This window comes from Burkholderia sp. F1, from assembly GCF_050813845.1.
Classification (GTDB): Bacteria; Pseudomonadota; Gammaproteobacteria; order Burkholderiales; family Burkholderiaceae; genus Burkholderia; species Burkholderia ubonensis.
This window is the reverse complement of record NZ_CP172422.1, coordinates 2277046-2296968: the sequence shown is the minus strand read 5'-3', so window position 1 is coordinate 2296968 and position 19923 is coordinate 2277046. Positions and strand designations below refer to the sequence as shown.

12 protein-coding genes are annotated in these 19923 nt (G+C 67.9%); 10 read left to right on the top strand and 2 right to left on the bottom strand.

Annotated features, from left to right (window positions below; genetic code table 11):
* Nucleotides 1-103: 103 nt before the first annotated feature.
* Nucleotides 104-1093 (bottom strand): LysR substrate-binding domain-containing protein, encoded by a 990-nt coding sequence (locus ACFIMZ_RS28810; protein WP_431822866.1) that lies wholly within the window; start codon nucleotides 1091-1093, stop codon nucleotides 104-106.
* 591 nt (nucleotides 1094-1684) lie between these two features.
* Here ACFIMZ_RS28810 and ACFIMZ_RS28805 point away from each other — a divergent pair.
* The 7 genes from ACFIMZ_RS28805 to ACFIMZ_RS28775 all read left to right on the top strand — a co-directional run bounded on the left by ACFIMZ_RS28805 (nucleotide 1685) and on the right by ACFIMZ_RS28775 (nucleotide 13274).
* Complete coding sequence (locus ACFIMZ_RS28805; RefSeq protein ID WP_431822865.1) at nucleotides 1685-3100, top strand: circularly permuted type 2 ATP-grasp protein; 1416 nt, start codon at nucleotides 1685-1687, stop codon at nucleotides 3098-3100.
* A gap of 70 nt (nucleotides 3101-3170) precedes the next feature.
* A complete protein-coding gene (locus ACFIMZ_RS28800; protein WP_431822864.1) occupies nucleotides 3171-4112 on the top strand; it encodes an alpha-E domain-containing protein in 942 nt (313 codons plus the stop codon).
* An 8-nt stretch (nucleotides 4113-4120) separates the two neighbouring features.
* On the top strand, nucleotides 4121-5095 hold the full coding sequence (locus ACFIMZ_RS28795; protein WP_431822863.1) for a transglutaminase family protein: 975 nt from the start codon (nucleotides 4121-4123) through the stop codon (nucleotides 5093-5095).
* Nucleotides 5096-5191: 96 nt separating this feature from the next.
* Entirely contained in the window at nucleotides 5192-8629 is a 3438-nt protein-coding gene (locus ACFIMZ_RS28790; RefSeq protein WP_431822862.1) for a DUF2126 domain-containing protein, read from the top strand.
* 220 nt (nucleotides 8630-8849) lie between these two features.
* Nucleotides 8850-11468 carry a circularly permuted type 2 ATP-grasp protein gene (locus ACFIMZ_RS28785; protein WP_431825394.1) on the top strand — a complete coding sequence of 873 codons (2619 nt, stop codon included), beginning with the start codon at nucleotides 8850-8852 and terminating at the stop codon, nucleotides 11466-11468.
* The gene (locus ACFIMZ_RS28780; RefSeq protein WP_431822861.1) at nucleotides 11462-12487 is read left to right on the top strand and encodes a transglutaminase family protein; all 1026 of its coding nucleotides are present in this window, start codon (nucleotides 11462-11464) and stop codon (nucleotides 12485-12487) included. Before ACFIMZ_RS28785 ends, ACFIMZ_RS28780 begins: the two co-directional genes overlap by 7 nt.
* A 163-nt stretch (nucleotides 12488-12650) precedes the next feature.
* Nucleotides 12651-13274: a hypothetical protein gene (locus ACFIMZ_RS28775; RefSeq protein ID WP_431822860.1), complete on the top strand. Its 624-nt coding sequence runs from the start codon at nucleotides 12651-12653 to the stop codon at nucleotides 13272-13274.
* Between the two features lie 131 nt (nucleotides 13275-13405).
* On the opposite strand, the gene pip is transcribed toward ACFIMZ_RS28775, so the two are convergent.
* The gene (pip, locus tag ACFIMZ_RS28770; protein WP_431822859.1) at nucleotides 13406-14338 is read right to left on the bottom strand and encodes a prolyl aminopeptidase; all 933 of its coding nucleotides are present in this window, start codon (nucleotides 14336-14338) and stop codon (nucleotides 13406-13408) included.
* A gap of 211 nt (nucleotides 14339-14549) precedes the next feature.
* On the opposite strand from pip, the gene ACFIMZ_RS28765 reads away from it, so the two are divergent.
* From ACFIMZ_RS28765 to ACFIMZ_RS28755, 3 genes are all read left to right on the top strand, one after another.
* Complete coding sequence (locus tag ACFIMZ_RS28765) at nucleotides 14550-17795, top strand: DEAD/DEAH box helicase (protein WP_431822858.1); 3246 nt, start codon at nucleotides 14550-14552, stop codon at nucleotides 17793-17795.
* 304 nt (nucleotides 17796-18099) lie between these two features.
* Nucleotides 18100-19251, top strand: coding sequence for an acyltransferase family protein (locus ACFIMZ_RS28760; RefSeq protein ID WP_431822857.1), 1152 nt, complete (start codon nucleotides 18100-18102; stop codon nucleotides 19249-19251).
* A 225-nt stretch (nucleotides 19252-19476) separates the two neighbouring features.
* Complete coding sequence (locus ACFIMZ_RS28755) at nucleotides 19477-19821, top strand: carboxymuconolactone decarboxylase family protein (protein ID WP_431825393.1); 345 nt, start codon at nucleotides 19477-19479, stop codon at nucleotides 19819-19821.
* Nucleotides 19822-19923 lie beyond the last annotated feature (102 nt).

Genomic DNA, 19923 nt, shown 5'->3' with positions numbered 1-19923 from the left:
TTCGTCATCCTGATGGAAGGGCAAGGAAGACGCGGGTTTGGGATGGTGCCGGCCGATATTCCCCTGCACAACCGGTCAACGGCACCGCACCCCCCGACCCGCATTACCGCCCGCCGCCGCTCGCAGCCCGTCTCGCGACCCGCATCGCCGGCGCCGGCTGGTCGGCTGTTGCCGTCGCCGCGCCGCGCGGCCGGTTCATGATGTACGTCCACAGCTGCTCCGCCGCCAGCCCGCGCTTGCGCGCCGACCGGTACAGGCGGATCTCCAGCTCGGTGATCCAGTCGGCCGATCCGGCGCACACGAGGCTGCCTTCCGCGAGTTCCTTCGCGACGCAGCTTTCCGGCAGCCAGCCGATCCCGTGGCCCGCCACCACCATCCCTTTCAGCGCCTCGGACATGTGCGTCTCGAAGCAGCGGTGCAGCGCGTACGGCTCGGCGGCATTCAGCAGCAGCATCTCGACGACGTTGCCGAGGAACGCCCCCGACGAATAGGCGAGCAGCGGCAACGGCTCGCCCGGCCTGCCTGGCAACTGGAACAGCGGCTTGCCGTGCGCGTCGGGCGTGGAGACGGGGAGGATCCGCTCGACCCCGAGGTTCACGAACGGGAAATGGTTCGGGTCGAGCACGATCGGCAGCTGCGGATGGTGATAGCCGAGCAGCAGGTCGCATTCGCCCTCGACGAGCTGCTGCACGCCCTCCGGCACGTTCACCGCGTTGACGCGCGCGGTCACGTGGCCGACTTCGCCGTTGAGCTGCTTCAGCCATTCGGGGAACAGCGTGAACACGAGCGTATGTGCGACCGCGAACCGCACGACCTGATCGCTCGCCGCGAACTGGTCGTAGCCGTTCACCAGGTTGCGCGCCGCATACATGCTGCGCAGGATGTCCGCGGCCAGCCCGCGAAACATCTGTCCGGCCGGGGTGAGGGCGACCGGCGTGATGCTCCGGTCGACCAGCTTCGCATCCATCCAGGTCTCGAGCGAGGCGATTCGCCTGCTGAATGCCGATTGCGTGAGATGCCGGTTACGCGCCGCCCGGGAAAAACTCTTGGTATCCGCAAGGCTCAGGAAATCTTCCAGCCACTTTGCTTCCATATCGATCGTCGTCTTTTATAGTCGGGCGCGTGCTTGTGCCAAGGCGCAGTTTCGCTGCGTAAACTTTATAGCCTACCGCGCCTCGTGATGAGCATACCGATGTTTTTTTTCGATCGGTATCAGTCGAAATATGCATGAGCGTTGTCGACATAAATACGGCTGCATAACGTTGTCATGCCGGCAACGGCTAACCGGTTAGTTCATCTCGCGTCTGAACCCGCCGGCTGGCCGTGGACGGCACTTCCCCCCAGGGCCGGCCGCGCTGCGCGCGCGCCGGCCCGCCTCTTTCGCTGACGCGGTGCAGCAACCCGACGCGCGGGGCATCGCGCCGGAGCGGCAAGGCGGGCTGGCCGGCCGCGAATGCTGCACTGCAGATTGCATATTGATGACACGCGGGAGAACCATGATCGTGACACGCGGCGCACCGATGCCGCGAATCGCGTCGCGCGCTGCACCGTCGTGGTGCGGCATGCCGCCGGAGCGTGCCGGCGCCGCGGCGAAATGAGGGAATCGCAAGGCACGCTCCTTGCTCAGCAGTCGTTACGCCGGTCCGGCATGCGCAATGCCGGGAAAACGATGGAGAAAAAATCGATGAAGCCATTCGATGAAATGCTGCAATCCGGCGACATGGTCAGGGCGCCTTACGCGCGCCTGAAGCAGTGGCTCGACACGCAGAACCCCGCGAGCCTCGCCCAGAAAGCCCACGACGCGGAGGGCGTGTTCCGCAAGACGGGCATCACGTTTGCCGTTTACGGCGACGCGGAGGCCGCCGAGCGGCTGATCCCGTTCGACATCGTGCCGCGCATTATTTCCGGGAGCGAGTGGAATCGGCTGTCGCTCGGCATCGAGCAGCGCGTGATGGCGCTCAATGCATTCCTCGACGACATCTACCACCGCCAGGAAATCGTGCGCGCCGGGATTGTGCCGAAGCACCTGATCGCGCACAACGACGCGTTCCTGCCCGAGATGATCGACTTCCGGCCGCCCGGCAACGTTTACACGCACATCATCGGCGTCGACATCGTGCGCACCGGCGAGAACCAGTTCTACGTGCTCGAGGACAACGCGCGCACGCCGTCCGGCGTGTCGTACATGCTGGAAAACCGCGAGACGATGATGCAGCTCTTTCCCGAGCTGTTCCAGCAGGTCAAGGTGCGGCCGGTCGAGACCTACCCGCAGATGCTGCGCCAGTCGCTCGCGGCCGTCTGTCCGCCGGGCGGCAACGCCGACAACCCGACCATCGCCGTGCTGACGCCCGGCATCCACAATTCCGCGTACTACGAACATTCGTTCCTCGCCGACCAGATGGGGGTGCACCTCGTCGAGGGCAGCGACCTGCAGGTGATCGACGACCGCGTCGCGATGCGCACGACCGAGGGCTTCCGGCCGATCGACGTGCTGTACCGACGCGTCGACGACGCGTTCCTCGACCCGCTGACGTTCCGCCCCGATTCGGCGCTCGGCGTCGCGGGGATCATGGACGTGTACCGCGCGGGCAACATCACGATCGCGAACGCGCCGGGCACCGGCATCGCCGACGACAAGGCGATCTACTCGTACATGCCGGAAATCGTCGAGTTCTACACGGGCCGCAAGGCGCTGCTCGAGAACGTGCCGACCTGGCGCTGCGGCGAGGCGGACAGCCTGAAGTACGTGCTCGAGCATCTCGACGAACTGGTCGTGAAGGAAGTGCACGGCTCGGGCGGCTACGGGATGCTCGTCGGGCCGTGCGCGTCGAAGGCCGAGATCGAGGCGTTCGCCGCGAAGCTGCGCGCGCGCCCGGCGAACTACATTGCGCAACCCACGCTGGCGTTGTCCACGACGCCGATCCTGACCGAAGCGGGCCTTGCGCCGCGGCACGTCGACCTGCGGCCGTTCGTGCTGGTGTCGGATCGCATCCGCATCACGCCGGGCGGGCTCACGCGCGTCGCGCTGAAGGAGGGCTCGCTCGTCGTCAATTCGAGCCAGGGCGGCGGCACCAAGGACACCTGGGTGCTGGCCGACTGAGCGGAACGCGGCGACAGCGCGCGCCGGCAACGGCGGCGCGCGAACGGAAACCAGACGGAGTGGACACAAGATGCTTCTTGGACGCACAGCGAGCGGTCTCTACTGGATGTACCGCTATATCGAGCGCGCGGAGAACACCGCGCGGATCGTCGACGCCGGCCTGCGGATGGCGCTCACGCGCACGTCCGACGCGCCGGCCGAATGGTCGTCGGTGCTCGTCAGCTCGGGCGCGGACGAAGGCTACCGCGAGAAATACGACGCGTACGCGGCCGACACCGTGACCGACTACCTGCTGCGCGACCGCGACAACCCGTCGAGCGTGCTGTCGTGCATCGAGGCCGCGCGCTCGAACGCGCGGATGGTGCGCACGGCGCTCACGCGGGAAGCGTGGGAGAGCGTGAACGGCGCATGGCTGTCGCTCAGGCGCGTGCTCGCGCAGCCGGTGCCGGAGGGCGAACTGCCGGCGGTGCTCGACCAGGTCAAGCGCGAGACCGCGCTGATCCTCGGCAGCTTCTACAGCACGATGCTGCGCAACGAGATCTTCGATTTCGCGCAGATCGGCGCGTTCGTCGAGCGGGCCGACAACACCGCGCGGATCCTCGACGTGAAGTACCACCTGCTGCTGCCGTCGGTCTCGCACGTCGGCACGATCCTCGACAACTACCAGTGGGAAACGATCCTGCGCTGCGTGGCCGCGCACCGCTCGTACCGCTGGGTCTACGACGTGCAGTACAAGCCGATGAACATCGCCGACTACCTGATCCTCAACGGCCGGATGCCGCGCTCGCTGCGCTATTGCTACGGCCGCGTCGTGTCGAGCCTCAACCTGCTCGCGAAGGACTACGGTGTCACGCACCCGTGTCACGACACCGCCACGCAGATCCTGCAAATGTTGTCCGACACGAGCGTCGAGCGGATCTTCAAGAGCGGCCTGCACGAATTCCTGACCGACTTCATCGGCCGCAACAACAGCCTGGGGCTCGAAATCGCCCAGGCGTACAACTTCGACTGAGACTTGCCATGCGACTCGCCATCCGACACATCTCGCGTTATCAGTTCGACGATCAGGTCACCCACGTGCTGCAACGGCTGCGGCTGCGTCCGCAATCGGGGCCGGGCCAGACGGTGCGCGCGTGGCAGGTCACGATCGACGGCGTCGAGCCGACGCTCACCTATGCCGACGGGCTCGGCAACCGCACCGACCTGGTGCGGCACGACCGCGGCGCGAAGCCGGAGATCGTGATCGTCGCGGCGGGCGTCGTCGAGACCCAGGACCGCGCGGGCATCCTCGGCCACACCGAGGGCTATGCGCCGCCGTGGATCTTTGAGCGCGAGACCGCGCTCACGAAAGCGGGCGACACGGTTCGCGCGCTCGCCGACGCGCTGCCGATCGAGCAGCGCAGCCTCGATGCGCTGCACTGGCTGATGACCGAGGTGCACGGCCGCATCGCGTACGCGCCGCATGCGCCGGACACGCCGGTCGACGCGGAAACCGCGCTGCAAAGCGGCGAAGGCACGAGCCGCGATCATGCGCATGCGTTCATCGCGGCCGCGCGGGTGCTGAAGATCCCGGCCCGCTACATCTCCGGCTACGTGCTGGCCGACAGCGCGATGCAGCGCATCGCGGACGCGAAGCAGCAGGGCGGCGGCGCGCAGGAGGAGGAGGCCGTCGCGCTGCAAAGCGGCGAACGGATGCAGCAGGCGCTCGGCGCGTCGCACGCGTCGCAGTCGCAGGGCATGCCGCGGCCGGCGCTCGGCGCGCAGCAGCAGGCGGCCGCGTCGATGCAGCAGCCCGCCGGCCACGCGTGGGCCGAAGCGTATGTCGACGGGCTCGGCTGGGTCGGCTTCGATCCGTTCATGAACCGCTGCCCGGACGAGCGCTACGTGCGCATCGCAACCGGCCTCGACTCCCGCGACGCGCAGCCGGTGACCGGGGCCGGCGCGACGCCGCTCGGCATCGAGATCAGCGTCGTGCAGTCGCCGGAACTGGTCTGACGCGCACGTCAGCCGACGAACCCGTCGCGCCGCTGCGCCGCGCCCGATTCGGCGCGGCGCGACGGCCCGATCCAACCTGAACCGAGCCGCTTCGCCATGCCCATTCACGTCGCGCTGCATCACACCACCCGTTACCGCTACGACCGGCTCGTCACTCTCGGCCCGCAGGTCGTGCGGCTGCGTCCCGCGCCGCATTGCCGGACGCCGATCGTCGCGTATTCGATGACGGTCCGGCCCGCGCAGCACTTCATCAACTGGCAGCAGGACCCGTTTGCGAACTACCTGGCCCGGCTCGTGTTTCCGGAGCGCACGCGCGAGTTCGAGATCACGGTCGATCTCGTCGCCGAGATGTCGGTCTACAACCCGTTCGACTTCTTCCTCGAAGGCAGCGCCGAGCAGTACCCGTTCCAGTACGACGACGCGCTGCGCACCGAGCTCGCGCCGTATCTCGCGTGCGATCCGCAGACGAGCGCGTCGCCCGCGTTCCGCGCGTATCTCGACGGAATCGACCGCACGCCGGCCGGCACCGTGAACTTCCTCGTCGCGCTGAACCAGAAGCTGGCGCGCGACATCCGCTATCTGGTGCGGATGGAGCCGGGCGTGCAGACGCCCGAACAGACGCTCGAACTCGCGTCGGGCTCGTGCCGCGACAGCGGCTGGCTCCTTGTGCAGCTGTGCCGGCACCTGGGCATCGCGGCGCGCTTCGTGTCGGGCTACCTGATCCAGCTCACGCCGGACGTCAAGTCGCTCGACGGCCCGAGCGGCGCCGCGGTCGACTTCACCGACCTGCACGCGTGGTGCGAAGTGTATTTGCCGGGCGCGGGCTGGATCGGCTTCGACCCGACGTCGGGCCTGCTCGCCGGCGAAGGGCACATTCCGCTCGCATGCACGCCGCAGCCGACCAGCGCCGCGCCGGTCGAGGGGCTGATCGACGAATGCGAGGTCACGTTCGAGCACGAGATGGCGGTCACGCGCGTGTACGAATCGCCGCGCGTGACGAAACCGTACACCGACGCGCAATGGGGCGCGGTGCGCGCGCTCGGCGCGCAGGTCGACGCGGCGCTGACGGCCGGCGACGTGCGGCTCACGCAGGGCGGCGAGCCGACCTTCGTGTCGATCGACGACCGCGACGGCGCGGAATGGAACACCGACGCGCTCGGGCCGACCAAGCGCGGCTATGCGACCGAGCTCGTGCAGCGGCTGCGCGCCGAGTACGGCCACGGCGGCTTCCTGCATTTCGGGCAGGGCAAGTGGTATCCGGGCGAGCAGCTGCCGCGCTGGGCGCTGTCGATCTTCTGGCGCGCGGACGGGCAGCCGGCCTGGCGCGATCCGTCGCTGTTCGCGGACGAGCGCGCGCCGTCGTCCCTGACGACCGACGACGCGAAGCGCTTCATCGACGCGCTGGCCGCGCGCCTGAACCTGACCGGCGAATTCATCCGTCCGGGTTACGAAGACGTCTGGTACTACCTGTGGCGCGAGCGCCGGCTGCCGGTCAACGTCGATCCGTTCGACTCTCGGCTCGACGACGAACTGGAGCGCGCGCGGCTGCGCAAGGTATTCGAGCAGCGGCTCGACAGCGTGATCGGCTACGTGCTGCCGCTCAGGCGCGCGGATGAATCCCCGGGGCTCGAAGGCCCGTGCTGGCAGACCGGCCCGTGGTTCTTCCGCGACGAGCGGCTGTACCTCGTGCCCGGCGATTCGCCGATGGGCTACCGGCTGCCGCTCGACTCGCTGCCGTGGGTCGGCCGCGCCGACTACCCCTACCTGGTCGAGCGCGACCCGTTCGCGCCGCGCGAGCCGCTGCCGGACGCCGGCGCGTTCCGCGCGCGCCATGCCGGGCCGGGCGATGCGCCGCGCTATCTCGCCGGCGTGCATCGCGAGGCGTCCGCGCAGGCCGTGATGCAGTGGCGCGAAGGTGGCACGACGGGTGGCACGACAGGCGGCGCGGCGGGTGACGGGCGCCGTGCCGCCCCGGACGCGACGCGCCATCCCGAGCGCTTCGAATCGGCCGCGTGGATCACGCGCACCGCGCTGTGCGTCGAGGTGCGCAACGGCATCCTGTACGTGTTCATGCCCCCGCTCGCCGCGCTCGACGATTATCTCGACCTGCTGGACGCGATCGAGCTGACCGCCGCTGCGCTCGGCGTGACGCTCGTGCTCGAAGGCTATCCGCCGCCGCGCGACGCGCGCCTGAAGCTGCTGCAGGTGACGCCGGACCCGGGCGTGATCGAGGTCAACATCCATCCGGCGCACAGTTTCGACGAGCTCGTCGGCCATACCGAATTCCTGTACGACGCGGCGTGGCAGTCGCGGCTCAGCAGCGAGAAGTTCATGGTCGACGGCCGCCACGTCGGCACGGGCGGCGGCAACCACTTCGTGCTCGGCGGCGCGACGCCGGCCGACAGCCCGTTCCTGCGGCGCCCGGACCTGCTCGCGAGCCTGATTGCGTACTGGCACAACCATCCGTCGCTGTCCTATCTGTTCTCGGGCTTGTTCATCGGCCCGACGAGCCAGGCGCCGCGCGTCGACGAAGCGCGCAACGACCAGCTCTACGAGCTCGACATCGCGTTCGCGGAGATCCAGCGCAACCAGTTGCTGCAGGGGCGCGACATGCCGCCGTGGCTCGTCGACCGCGTGCTGCGCAACCTGCTGATCGACGTGACCGGCAACACGCACCGCAGCGAGTTCTGCATCGACAAGCTGTATTCGCCCGATTCGCCGACAGGCCGCCTCGGGCTGCTCGAACTGCGCGCGTTCGAGATGCCGCCGCATGCGCGGATGAGCGTCGTGCAGCAGTTGCTGTTGCGCGCGCTGGTCGCGCGCTTCTGGGCGGCGCCGTACACGACGCCGCTCACGCGCTGGGGCACCGCGCTGCACGACCGCTTCATGCTGCCGACGTTCCTGAAGATGGATTTCGACGACGTGCTGGCCGAGCTGCGCGACGCAGGCTTCGATTTCGATCCGGCGTGGTTCGCGCCGCACTTCGAGTTCCGCTTCCCGCTGTTCGGGCAGATCGCGGTGAACGGAATGCAGCTCACGCTGCGCGGCGCGCTGGAGCCGTGGCACGTGATGGGCGAGGAGGGCGCGGTCGGCGGCACGGTGCGCTACGTCGATTCGTCGCTCGAACGGCTCGAGGTGCGCGTGACCGGCCTGAACGACAACCGCCATGTCGTGACGGTCAACGGCCGCGCGCTGCCGCTGCAGCCGACCGGCACCGCCGGCGAATACGTCGCGGGCGTGCGCTACAAGGCGTGGGCGCCGCCGTCCGCGCTGCATCCGACGATCGGCGTGGATGCGCCGCTGACGTTCGACATCGTCGATACGTGGATGCAGCGCTCGCTCGGCGGCTGCCGGTATCACGTCGCGCATCCGGGCGGGCGCAACTACGCGACGTTCCCGGTCAACGCGTACGAGGCCGAGAGCCGGCGGCTCGCGCGTTTCGTCGCGATGGGGCATACGCCAGGGCGGATGGCGGTGGCGCCGGCCGCGCCGAGCCGCGAGTTCCCGTTCACGCTGGACCTGCGGCGGCCCTGAGCGGTGCGCAGAGGAGGCACGATGACGATTTGCGGGCGGCCGGGGCGACCATGCGCGCCGGCCGATGGCGGCCCCGCCGGAATGCTAGGATGCCGGCAGAGTGCGGTCGCACCGGGCCGCCGCGCACCGTGGCGGCCTGCATGCGCGACCGCCTCCTGACTCGAGACAGACCGACACCGTGCCGCCCATTCACCCCGACGATCTCGCCGCCGCCGACGCGATGCACACGCTCTTCGATACCGGGTTGCAGCCCGACGCCGCCGAGCTGGCCGCCGCGCTAGCCGCGCCGGCAGCCGCCGGCCGCTACGACGAGCTGCGCGGCAGCGCGGCCGGCCTGCATGCGCCCGCGCTCGCGCCCGCGTGGCGCGCGTTCTTCACGCACCTCGGCAGCGACGGCGTCGCCGATCTCGACCGCCGCGCGGACGCGCTGCAGCGGCGCATGCGCGAGAACGGCCTGTTCTACCCGCTGCACGAGCAGCGCGCCGGCGACGGCGCGACCGGCCCGTGGTCGCTGGACCTGCTGCCGCTGATCGTCACGTCGCAGGACTGGGCCGCGATCGAGCGCGGCGTGCTGCAGCGCGTGCGGCTGCTCAACGCGATGCTGGCCGACCTCTACGGGCCGCAGACCATCCTGCGGCGCGGGCTGCTGCCGCCCGCGCTCGTCACCGGGCATCCCGGCTACCTGCGCGCGATGCGCGGCGCGCGGGTGCCCGGCGACACGTGGCTGCACGTCGCCGCATTCGATCTCGCGCGCGGGCCGGACGGCCAGTGGCGGGTGATCGCGCATCACACGCAGGGCGCGGCCGGGCTCGGCTATCTGCTGGAAAACCGCCTGATCGTGTCGCGCCTGCTGCCGCGCACCTTCCGCGGGCTGCGCGTGCAGCGGCTCGCGGCGAGCTATCGCGCGCTGCTGCAGAGCATGCAGGCGCTGAGCCCGGCGGGGAAGAACTCGCGGATCGTGCTGCTGACGCCGGGGCCGCACAGCGCGACGTATTTCGAGCATGCGTATCTCGCGCGCTACCTCGGCCTCACGCTGGTCGAGGGCGGCGACCTGACCGCGCGCGACAACCATGTGTTCCTGAAGACGCTGCGCGGGCTCGAACCCGTGCACGGGATCCTGCGGCGCGTCGACGACGCGTGGCTCGATCCGCTGGAGCTGCGCCCCGATTCGCTGCTCGGCGTGCCGGGGCTGCTGCAGGCGGTGCGCGCGGGCAACGTGCTGCTCGCGAACGCGCCGGGCTCGAGCTTCCTCGAATCGCCGGGCATGCTCGGCTTCCTGCCGCGCCTCGCGGAAAGCCTGCTCGGCGTTACGCTGACGCTGCCGGCCGTGCATTCGTGGTGGTGCGGCGAGCCGGCCGCGTGCGAGGACGCGCTGCCGCAGCTCGCGCGCTGCATCATCAAGCCGTCGTTCCCGCCGGATGTGCAGGCGGGCGGCGGCTTCGAGCCGGTGATCGGCGCGCGGCTCACGCACGCGCAGCTCGCCGAATGGCGCGCGCGAATCCTCGCGCAGCCGGCGCACTACACGGTGCAGGCCGACCTGCCGCTGTCGCAGGCGCCGACGTGGCCGGGCCACCGCGAGCCGAGCGACGCCTACGGCAACGGCGGCGCGCGGATCGTGCCGAAGCCGCTGCTGCTGCGGGTGTTCGCGCTCGCGGACGGCGCGGCGCGCTGGCGCGTGCTGCCCGGCGGGCTGTCGCGGGTCGGCGCGCGCGACGCGCTGTTCAACGCGCCGATGCCGCGCGGCGGCAGCACGGTCGATACGTGGGTGATGACGGAAGGCGTCGTCGATGCGACGACGCTGCTGCAGACCCACCTCAGCGCGGAGGACCTGACCACTGCGCAGCCGCGCGCGATCGCGAGCCGCGCGGCGGAGAACCTGTTCTGGCTCGGGCGCTACACCGAGCGCGCGACCAACCTGATGCGGCTCGCGCGCGCGGCGCTCGAACGGCTGCGCGGCGAGGACGACGCGGACAGCCCCGCGCATCTGGAGCTGATCGACACACTGTGCCGCGATACGGGCCTGATTGCGGCCGACGCGCCGAGCGCCGTCGACGCGCCGCGCGCGTTCCAGCATGCGCTCGCCGTATCGCTGACGCGCGGCGCCGACCGCGCGGCGGGCGTCGCGTCGTGCCTGTTCGGGATGCGCGGCGCGGCGGCCGCGATTCGCGAGCGGCTGTCGAGCGAGCAATGGCGGCTGATCGACGACGCGACCCAGCTGTTCGCCGACAGCACCGGCAACGCCGAAGCGGAGGAGCAGCTCGGCAATGAAGCGCTGCAGCTGCTCGAACGGCTCGGCCTGCTGCTCGGCGCGATCACGGGCGCGCAGACCGACAACATGACGCGCGACGACGGCTGGCGGCTGCTGTCGATCGGCCGGCAGATCGACCGGCTGGACTTCCTGTGCAGCGTGCTGCGATTCGCGTTCGAGGAGGGCGCGGTGCACAAGCAGGATGGCTTCGAGCTGGTGCTGGAGCTGTTCGACAGCGCGATCACGTTCCGCTCGCGCTTCCAGCGCGGCTTCGACGTCGCGCCGCTGCTGTCGCTCGTCGTGCTCGACACCGACAATCCGCGCTCGCTCGCGTGGGTCGTGCAGGCGATGCGCGGACGTTTGACGAAGGTCGAGCGCAGCGAGGGCTACGCGCTGTCCGAGCTGGCCGACGTGATACCGGACGTGCCCGGCTGGTCGCTGCACGAGTTGTGCGAAACCGGCGACGATGGCCGCCACGACCGGCTGCTCGACCGCCTCGACACGACCGCGAAGGCCGTGTGGGAACTGTCGAACCGGATCGGCGAACGCTATTTCAGCCACGTGCGCGAGGCGGGCAGGACGCTATGGTGACGACGACCCGGTCCGCGGCGAAGGCGCCGCCCGCACCGGATGCGGCTGCGCCTGCCGCGCCCGTCACCGGCCGGCTGTTGCGCGTCACGCATGACACCGAGTACCGCTACGCGGCGCGGGTCGAATCCGCGCAGCACCAGGCGCGCCTGACGCCGCTCGCGACGCCGCGCCAGCAGGTACTGTCGTTCGCGCTCGACATCGAACCCGCGCCGGAGAGCGTCGGCGCCGAGACCGATGCGTTCGGCAACGCGCGCACGTCGTTCGCGCTGAACCAGCCGCACGACGCGCTGTTCGTGCGCAGCCGCAGCGTCGTGCGGGTGACGCCGCCCGTCTGGTCGGCCAGCGCGCGCGGCGAGCCGCCGCCCGCGATCGCGCAGCCGGACCCGGCGCGGGCGAGCGCGTGGGAAGCGGTGCGCGAGCGGTTCTGTTTTCGCGCGGGGCAGCCATACGATGAGGCGAGCGAATTCGTATTCGCATCGCCGCACGTCGCGTGCGATCCGGCGCTGGCCGCGTATGCGGCGGTCAGCTTCACGCCCGGCCGGCCGCTCGTGCAGGCGGCGTGGGACCTGATGCGGCGCATCCACGCGGAATTCACGTATGCGCCGAACAGCACCGACGTGACGACGACCGCGCTCGATGCGCTCGCGCTGCGTCAGGGCGTCTGCCAGGATTTCGCGCACGTGATGATCGGCGCGCTGCGCTCGCTCGGGCTGGCCGCACGGTACGTGAGCGGCTATTTGCTGACGCAGCCGCCGCCGGGGCAGCCGCGGCTGATCGGTGCGGACGCGTCGCATGCGTGGGTCGAGGTGTACGACCCGGCGTGGCCGGAGGACGGCGGCTGGCTGCAGCTCGATCCGACCAACGATCGCGCGCCGGGCGACGACTACGTGATGCTGTCGATCGGCCGCGACTACGCGGACGTGACGCCGCTGCGCGGCGTGATCCGCGGCGGCGGCGCCGATCAGGAGCTGAGGGTGGGGGTGACGGTCGAGCCGCTGGAGGCGGACGGCGGCGAGTGAATGTTCGGGGCTTTGCGTGCTGGTATCATCAAAAATTATTCAAATAGGACCAGCCAATGCTTCTTGTTGCCTGGGTTTTGTTTTTGACTGGCCTTCTGCTTTTCGTTTGCGCGGTTATCTGCTCGATTTTCCCGTCAGCAATTGAAACAAGAAAACGGGCGCAGTGCCGAACAGCGGGGAACTGCTCCTCGGCGGCATATTGGCATTGTTGATTGGGGTGGGCCTGGCGGCGTTCGTTGTTCCGGAAAGGAAGGAAGCAGCGAAGGCCGTCGTCGACCAGTCGAGCGAATCGGTGCCGGTCGCTGACGCCGCGTCGGCGGTGTCGACCTCGCCCGCCGTGGGAGGGGCGCGCAGCGATTTCGGGATAACGCCGGAACAGTTCCGCACCGCATACAACCGCTTGGTGTCCAGCGGTTATGAGCTCGCGACATTGGAGATCATTCACGATATTCGCCTTGATCGAATGACGGAGAGGGTCGGTCCTGACGTCGTTCTGATAGGTGTGATCGATACGGGCAACGAATTACTTCGCGATCTCGCGGTCAATGTCGAGAATAACGCATCCGGAATAACGGAGAAGAACATGGCAGTACTGGTCGCAGTCGCGCAAGCGGCCGATCCGGCCACTTCTGCACAAGTACATGTTGAAACATTGGCGAGCATGGCCGCGCTCGCACTGGAGCAACGCAGTCCTGGCAAAGTAATCAGGCGTACAGCGGGCAATCTGGATTGCTCCGCGTACGCGACTTCCGACGGCACCGTGTATTTCCAGTTTTATCCGCGGTAATCCACGGCGTTGATCAAACGCCGTGTCGCCTGTTTTCAGGGCGCCAGTCTTCCTTCAGACATTGACGCCGCGCGGCATGCGCGCATCCTTCAAGTATCGGTTTTACCCCGGCGCGCGGCGGCGCGATTCGACTACCCCGCGAACCGGTCCGTCGCCGCGAGCAGCGCCTTCAGGATTCCCGGCTCGTTATACGCATGGCCGGCGTCGGGCACGATCTCGAACGACGCTTCGGGCCACGCCTTCGACAGATCCCACGCGGTGCGCGCGGGCGTCGCGATGTCGTAGCGCCCCTGGACGATCACGCCCGGAATGCCGGCCAGGCGATGCGCGTCGCGCAGCAGCTGGCCCTCGTCGACGAAGCCGCGGTTCACGAAGTAGTGGTTTTCGATGCGTGCGAACGCGAGCGCGTAGTGTCCGTCGCCGAAGTGCTCGGCGAGCGCGGGATCGGGCAGCAGCGTGATCGTGCGGCCTTCCCACAGGCTCCATGCGCGCGCGGCTTCCAGCTTCGCGGCTTCGTCGTCGCCGGTCAGGCGGCGGTGGTACGCGGCCATCAGGTCGCCGCGCTCGTGCTCCGGGATCGGCGCCAGGTACTGGTCCCACAGGTCCGGGAACAGCCACGACGCACCTTCCTGGTAGTACCACAGCAGTTCCGCGCGGCGCATCGTGAAGATGCCGCGCACGATCAGCGCGCTCACGCGTTCCGGGTGGGTTTCCGCGTAGGCCAGCGCGAGCGCGCTGCCCCACGAGCCGCCGAACACGAGCCACTGGCTGGCGCCGACCATCTCGCGCAGCCGCTCGATGTCGGCGACGAGATCCCAGGTCGTGTTGTGGTCGAGGCTCGCGTACGGCGTCGACCGGCCGCAGCCGCGCTGGTCGAACAGCAGCACGTTGTAGCGCGCGGGATCGAAAAGCCGGCGATGGTCGGGGCTGCAGCCGGCGCCGGGGCCGCCGTGCAGGAACACGGCCGGCTTGCCTTGCGGGTTGCCGCACAGCTCCCAGTAGACCTGGTGGCCGTCGCCGGTGTCGAGGTAGCCGTGGGCGTAGGGTTCGATGGGGGGGTACATGGGCACGAGGACGGTAAGGGTGTGGCAGGCATTATGCCGAAGAATGATGCGGCCGGTGTCACGGCGCGCGTTTCTGCCTGCGCCGCCGCGGCGCAGGCCCCGCCCGGGGCAGCCGACCCATGCCGCAATCGGGACGGCCTGAAGCGTTTGAGCTAACCTTCGGATTCGTCAGATAATTAGACAGGCAGGGCCGAGAGAGATGACATGCGACATGGATGCGGTGCTCGACTATTGGCACAGCGTCGAATTCTTCAACAGCTACGATCTCGACGATCAGCTTGACCACGCGCGCGATCGTCGACTGACCACGATTTGCGTTCATGCCGACTCCACGGCGCGTGACAGCTGGGAAGCTGCGGTCGGGCAAGCGGGCGACCTGTACCTCGTGCCGTTCGACGTATCGGTCGCCACGCGTCTCATCGACGAGCATGTGGCGGCCCGCGCGGCTGCGCGGACCGTGATCGAGCGAGTCCGGGACGAGGAGATGGCTCCGGAGGGGTTGACCTGCTTCGCCAAGCTGACGATCGGGGCGGGAGAGCGATCGGGCGGGGGCAACCTGAGCGTCTCTGCGCTGCCGTGGGCGCTTGGGCGGTTGCGCGATGGCGAGTTGTCGGATCTGAGCGCAGAGGCCTTCGAAGCGGACGCCGCCATGCTCAAGCGCGACTTCGTCGTGCTGCTCGGCAACGCGACCGAGATCGATTTCGACGTGTTGTCGGCGATGGTGGACCGGCTGCATGCATGGGCGGGATTGGCGCCGCGCAGCGGGTTGCTTGCGTACATGGTGATCAGGCCGGCCAGCAATGGACGGCCGGCACTACCGCGTGCGGCACTTCGCGCGGACGACGATGCGACACCGCAAGCCGGCCTCGACGGAGCGAGCGCGGACGGCGACGCGGAAGAGGATGCCGCCGGCTCCGACCTGCCGATCCTGAATAGCTTCTACGTGCGCGATCTCGCCGACGCGCGTCGCAGCCTGAAGTCCGGGGCGCCACCACGCGCGTTGCGCGCCTATCTGGCGAGTCACGATACGTCGAAGCTCGATCTCGACGAATATCCTGCCGGGCAGCGGGAAATTGTCGACACCCTGCGGCCGGCGAACGGTATCGCAGGGCGCTGGCCGTCTGCGCCTCGACATGTGCAGTCGTTGATGCAGCAGTATTCGCTCAACCGGATGAAGACGCTGCCCGTCGGCGAGATCCTGGCCGTCAACGGTCCGCCCGGAACCGGCAAGACAACGCTGCTGCGCGACCTGATCGCACACCTGCTCGTCGAGCGCGCGAACGTGCTGGCGGCATTGCCGCATTGGCGGGACGGCCTGACCGGTGAGTGCGTCGAGGCCGAGATCGGGAAGAAAACCTATCCACTGCCCGTGCTCGCGCCCGCCCTGACGGGATTCGAGATCGTCGTTGCATCCACCAATAACGTGGCGGTCGAGAATCTGTCGCTCGAACTGCCGCAGAGCCGTCATGTCGATGAGAGCCTGCGCGACCGGCTGTCCTACTTCGGGCCGGTCGCCACGAAATACGCGGGGAGTCACGCATCGAAGCCGTGGAAACTCGAAGAACCGGTCTGGGGCCTGGTTGCGGCGGCGCTCGGCAAGCGTGCCAATCGACGGCTTTTCAGCAACATCTTCAACCACTACGCGGCGACGCCCAATGACAAGCCCGGCGATCGTTTCCTGCGCAACGACGAGGTCGATTTTGACAGTTGGGACGCGCAAGGCGCGATGACGTACTGGCGTTACTGGCGCGAGCGTGGGAGCGTCCGCGTTCCTTTCCGGACTGCCCAATTGCGTTTCCAGTCCGCTCGGGAGGCGTTCGAGGCCGCCCGGCGCGAACTTGAGCGGCTGGACGCGCACTTGATCGCGCTCGAGGCGATCTGGACGCAGGTCGTTGAGCACTGCCCCGAGGTCGAGCCGCTCAGCCGCAGCAATCTGGCGAAGCAGCGCGATCGGCTCGAATCGCGCATCGCACGGCTCGACAGGGATGCGCTGCACTTCGAGCGCCGGCTCGGTCCGTCCTGGATCCGTTGGGCATCGAAGTGGATCCGGCGCGACGCGTACCGGGGCTGGCGCACGGCGACCGAGGCCGCGCACTTGCTGCGCAACGTCCGCGACGATCTCGACGAGGCCGAGCAGATCCGCGCCAGGTATCGCGTGCCGCTTTGGAGCGGCGTGGACCTGGCGCATGGCGAGGAAGTCGAACGGGCGTCCAGTCAAAAGCACGCGTTCTGGCAATGCGAGGCGCTCAATACGCTGAGAAGCGAGTTGTTCGCGTCAGCCATGACGTTGCACGAAGCGTTCTTCCTCAACGTTCACGCCGAACAACCGCGTTTCAACGACCTTGTCTTCGCGCTGTCGAATCTGCTCCTGTCGCGCCCGCCGGCAAGCGGTGCGAAAGCGCTATGGCAATGGTTCTTCATGCTGACGCCGGTCGTGTCGAGCACGTTCGCTTCGGTTCGACAGCAGTTTGCCGGCCTGGGGCCCGAGGATCTGGGGTGGCTGGTGATCGACGAGGCCGGGCAGGCGGTTCCGCAAGCCGCGGTCGGCGCGATGATGCGCGCGCAACGTGTCGTGGCCGTCGGCGATCCGCTGCAGATTCCGCCGGTCGTCACGCAGTCGACCCAATTGCTCGCGAATCTCGGCGAGCACTGGCTCGCGACACGGCGCGCACGCTTTGCGGTCAATCACCACTCGGTTCAGTCATTTGCCGACCGCATTTGCGCATTTGGCGTCAGGCATCCGACGACGCCCGAACAGTTCGTCGGCATCCCGTTGCTCGTCCACCGGCGCTGTCACGATCCCATGTTCGAGATCGCGAACACGATCGCCTATGGCGGGCGCATGTTGCACGAAAAAAAGGTGAAGGCGAGCGATTCCCATCGTCCGGCTCCGCATCCGGTCCTGGGCGCGAGCGACTGGTGGGACGTCCGCGGCCCGAGCGCGGACGAGTCGAAGTATGTCGCGAAGCAGGGGATGCGCGTATTCGACGCGCTGGTGCGCCTTTATCGGCAAACGGATCAGGCCGACGGCGTCATGCCCGACGCCTTCGTCATTACGCCGTTCAGGCATGTCAAGCGCGGCCTGGTCGACCTGTTGCGCGACCGCGCGCGCTGGGAGCAGGCGCTGACCGGTACCGGAAAACACCCGCCGGCGGATCTGTCGAAATGGATCCGGACATGCGTCGGGACGGTACACACGTTTCAGGGCAAGGAAAGCGATGTCGTCTTTTTCGTGCTTGGCTGCGACGCGCGACACGAAGGCGCAATGGACTGGGCGTCGGTCGAACCGAACTTGCTGAACGTCGCGGTCACGCGCGCGAAGAAATATCTGTACGTCGTCGGCGATCGCACGCTGTGGGGGCAAAAGCGTCATTTCGACGTGGCCCTGCGTTTGTTGACACGGCATGCGCAGCAGGCGGGTGTTCAGGCATCGGCATCGCTCGGCCGGACGGCATGACGTGCATGCCGGCCTGTTCCGCATCCGTCGATTCCAGGCCCCGTCACTGAGGCATGCGGCGCAGCCCGCGCAAGACGGCTGCGTCGCGCAATCATCGGCCGGAGCGAAACGTTCCAATTTCCCGCTTCACGTCGAGGGGAGCCGGATTCCGTTGTCGGGTATTCGATCCCGATATCGGCGCAGATATTTTTGAAGCAATTTCATTTCGATATTTTTCGACGAAACTGCGGACGACATATCGGCATGCCATTCACAAACACCAATCAACAAACCGGCCATTCGCCATTCCGATGGAAACGAGTCCATGACACATCGCGTCCAGCAGCTTACCGGGTTGCGCGCCGTCGCGGTGACGATGGTCGTCGTCGGACATGCGGAACACGTCGCGCCCGGCGGCTATACGGGCTGGCTCGCGCCGCTGCGGCTGTTGGCCGACGGCCGGCTCGGCGTGCTGATCTTCTTCGTCCTCAGCGGATTCCTGATCACCAACGTGCTGCTGGGCGAACTGAGGCGCACGGGAAGCATCGCGCTGGCGCCGTTCTATGTCCGGCGCGCGCTGCGGATCTGGCCGGCATGCTACGCGTATCTCGCGGTCGTCGCGATCCTGGCGGTGGCGGGGTGGATCGACGTCAGCCCGCGCCAGTGGGCGCTTGCCGCGCTGCATCTGTGGAATTATTCGGTCGGGCTCGGCCTGAGCGCCGACACCGCGCTGCATCCCGACGGCGCGTGGTATCTCGGCCATTTCTGGTCGCTGGCGCTCGAGGAGCAGTTCTACTGGTTCTGGCCGCTGCTGCTCCTGTTCGCCGTGCGGCGCAATAACACGCGCTGGCTGGCGGCGCTGATCCTGATCGTGCCGCTCGTCCGCACGGGCACCTATTTCGCCGCGCCGGCGCTGCGCGGCCAACTGCGCATGATGTTCCACACGGGCATCGATCCGATCCTGATCGGCTGCTACGTGGCGCTCAACCGGCAGCGGCTGGAGGCGTGGATCCGCTCATGGCGAGGCGAAGCGCACATCGTCACCGCAATCGTTTGCGTCGTGTTATTAGGGATGCCGGTGGTTGAAGCGAAATTGCGCGGAATCTGGAATATCACTTACGGCGTGACGATCGAAGCGGCGTTGATCGGCATCCTGATTGTCGTGCTCAATTTTCGAAACGATTTATGGTGCGCGCGATTATTGCGCACCGCGCCGATGGTGTTTGTCGGCACGATCTCATTCAGCCTGTATTTGTGGCAGCAACCGTTCGCCAATCCGAATCTGCCGATCCCGCATGGGTTTCCGCTCGGCATCCTGGAGGCGTTCGCGGCGGCCACCGCCAGCTACTTTCTCGTCGAAAAGCCGTTCCTGCGGCTCAAGGAACGTTATTCGGCGCGGGCGGGGCGGCGCGCGATGGGCGACGCGATGAGGATGCCGGCGTCGTCCGACGGCATCGGGCCGAAAGTCGCGGAGTAGGCGGCGCGCCGGGATCGAGGGCCTTCGATCCCTCCCGGTCCTGCTCGCAGCGCCCGGGCTTCGAGTCGTCGCTATCCTCGAGGCGGGCCGGCGTGTTCCTGCGTATCATTTGGCACCTCGCGGCGAGCGGCGCTCGGGATTTTTTCAGTGCCGCCCGGCTTCGTTGTCTGCGTTGCAACTCCATTGAACTGGTTAACTGACTTGATTTGGGAGACACGTTTCGTGCTGAAAAACTGGCGACAATTCTTGCCGAAGATCGGACAAAGCATGAAGGACATCAAGGAATTGAGTCCTTTGACGATCGACGGGTATCGGATGCTGCATCAGGCGGGCGCCGAAACCGGCAATCTGGATGCGAAGACGCGCGAGCTGATTGCGCTGGCCGTCGCCGTCACGACCCGATGCGATAGCTGCATTGCGAATCACGTGAAGAAGGCGATCGAGCTTGGCGTATCGAAAGCCGAGCTGACGGAGGCCCTCGGCGTTGCTGTCGCGATGAACGCCGGGGCGGCGCTTGCGTATTCCGGACGTGTGATGGACGCGTACAACGGACTCGCCGAAGGTGCGTGAGACGGCGGGGGCCAGTCTGGTCGACCGGGAGGCCGCGCCATAAAGACGCGCGACGGCTCCGAAGAACCGGTCGGCTGTCTGGCCGGCTACCGCCCCGTCGAC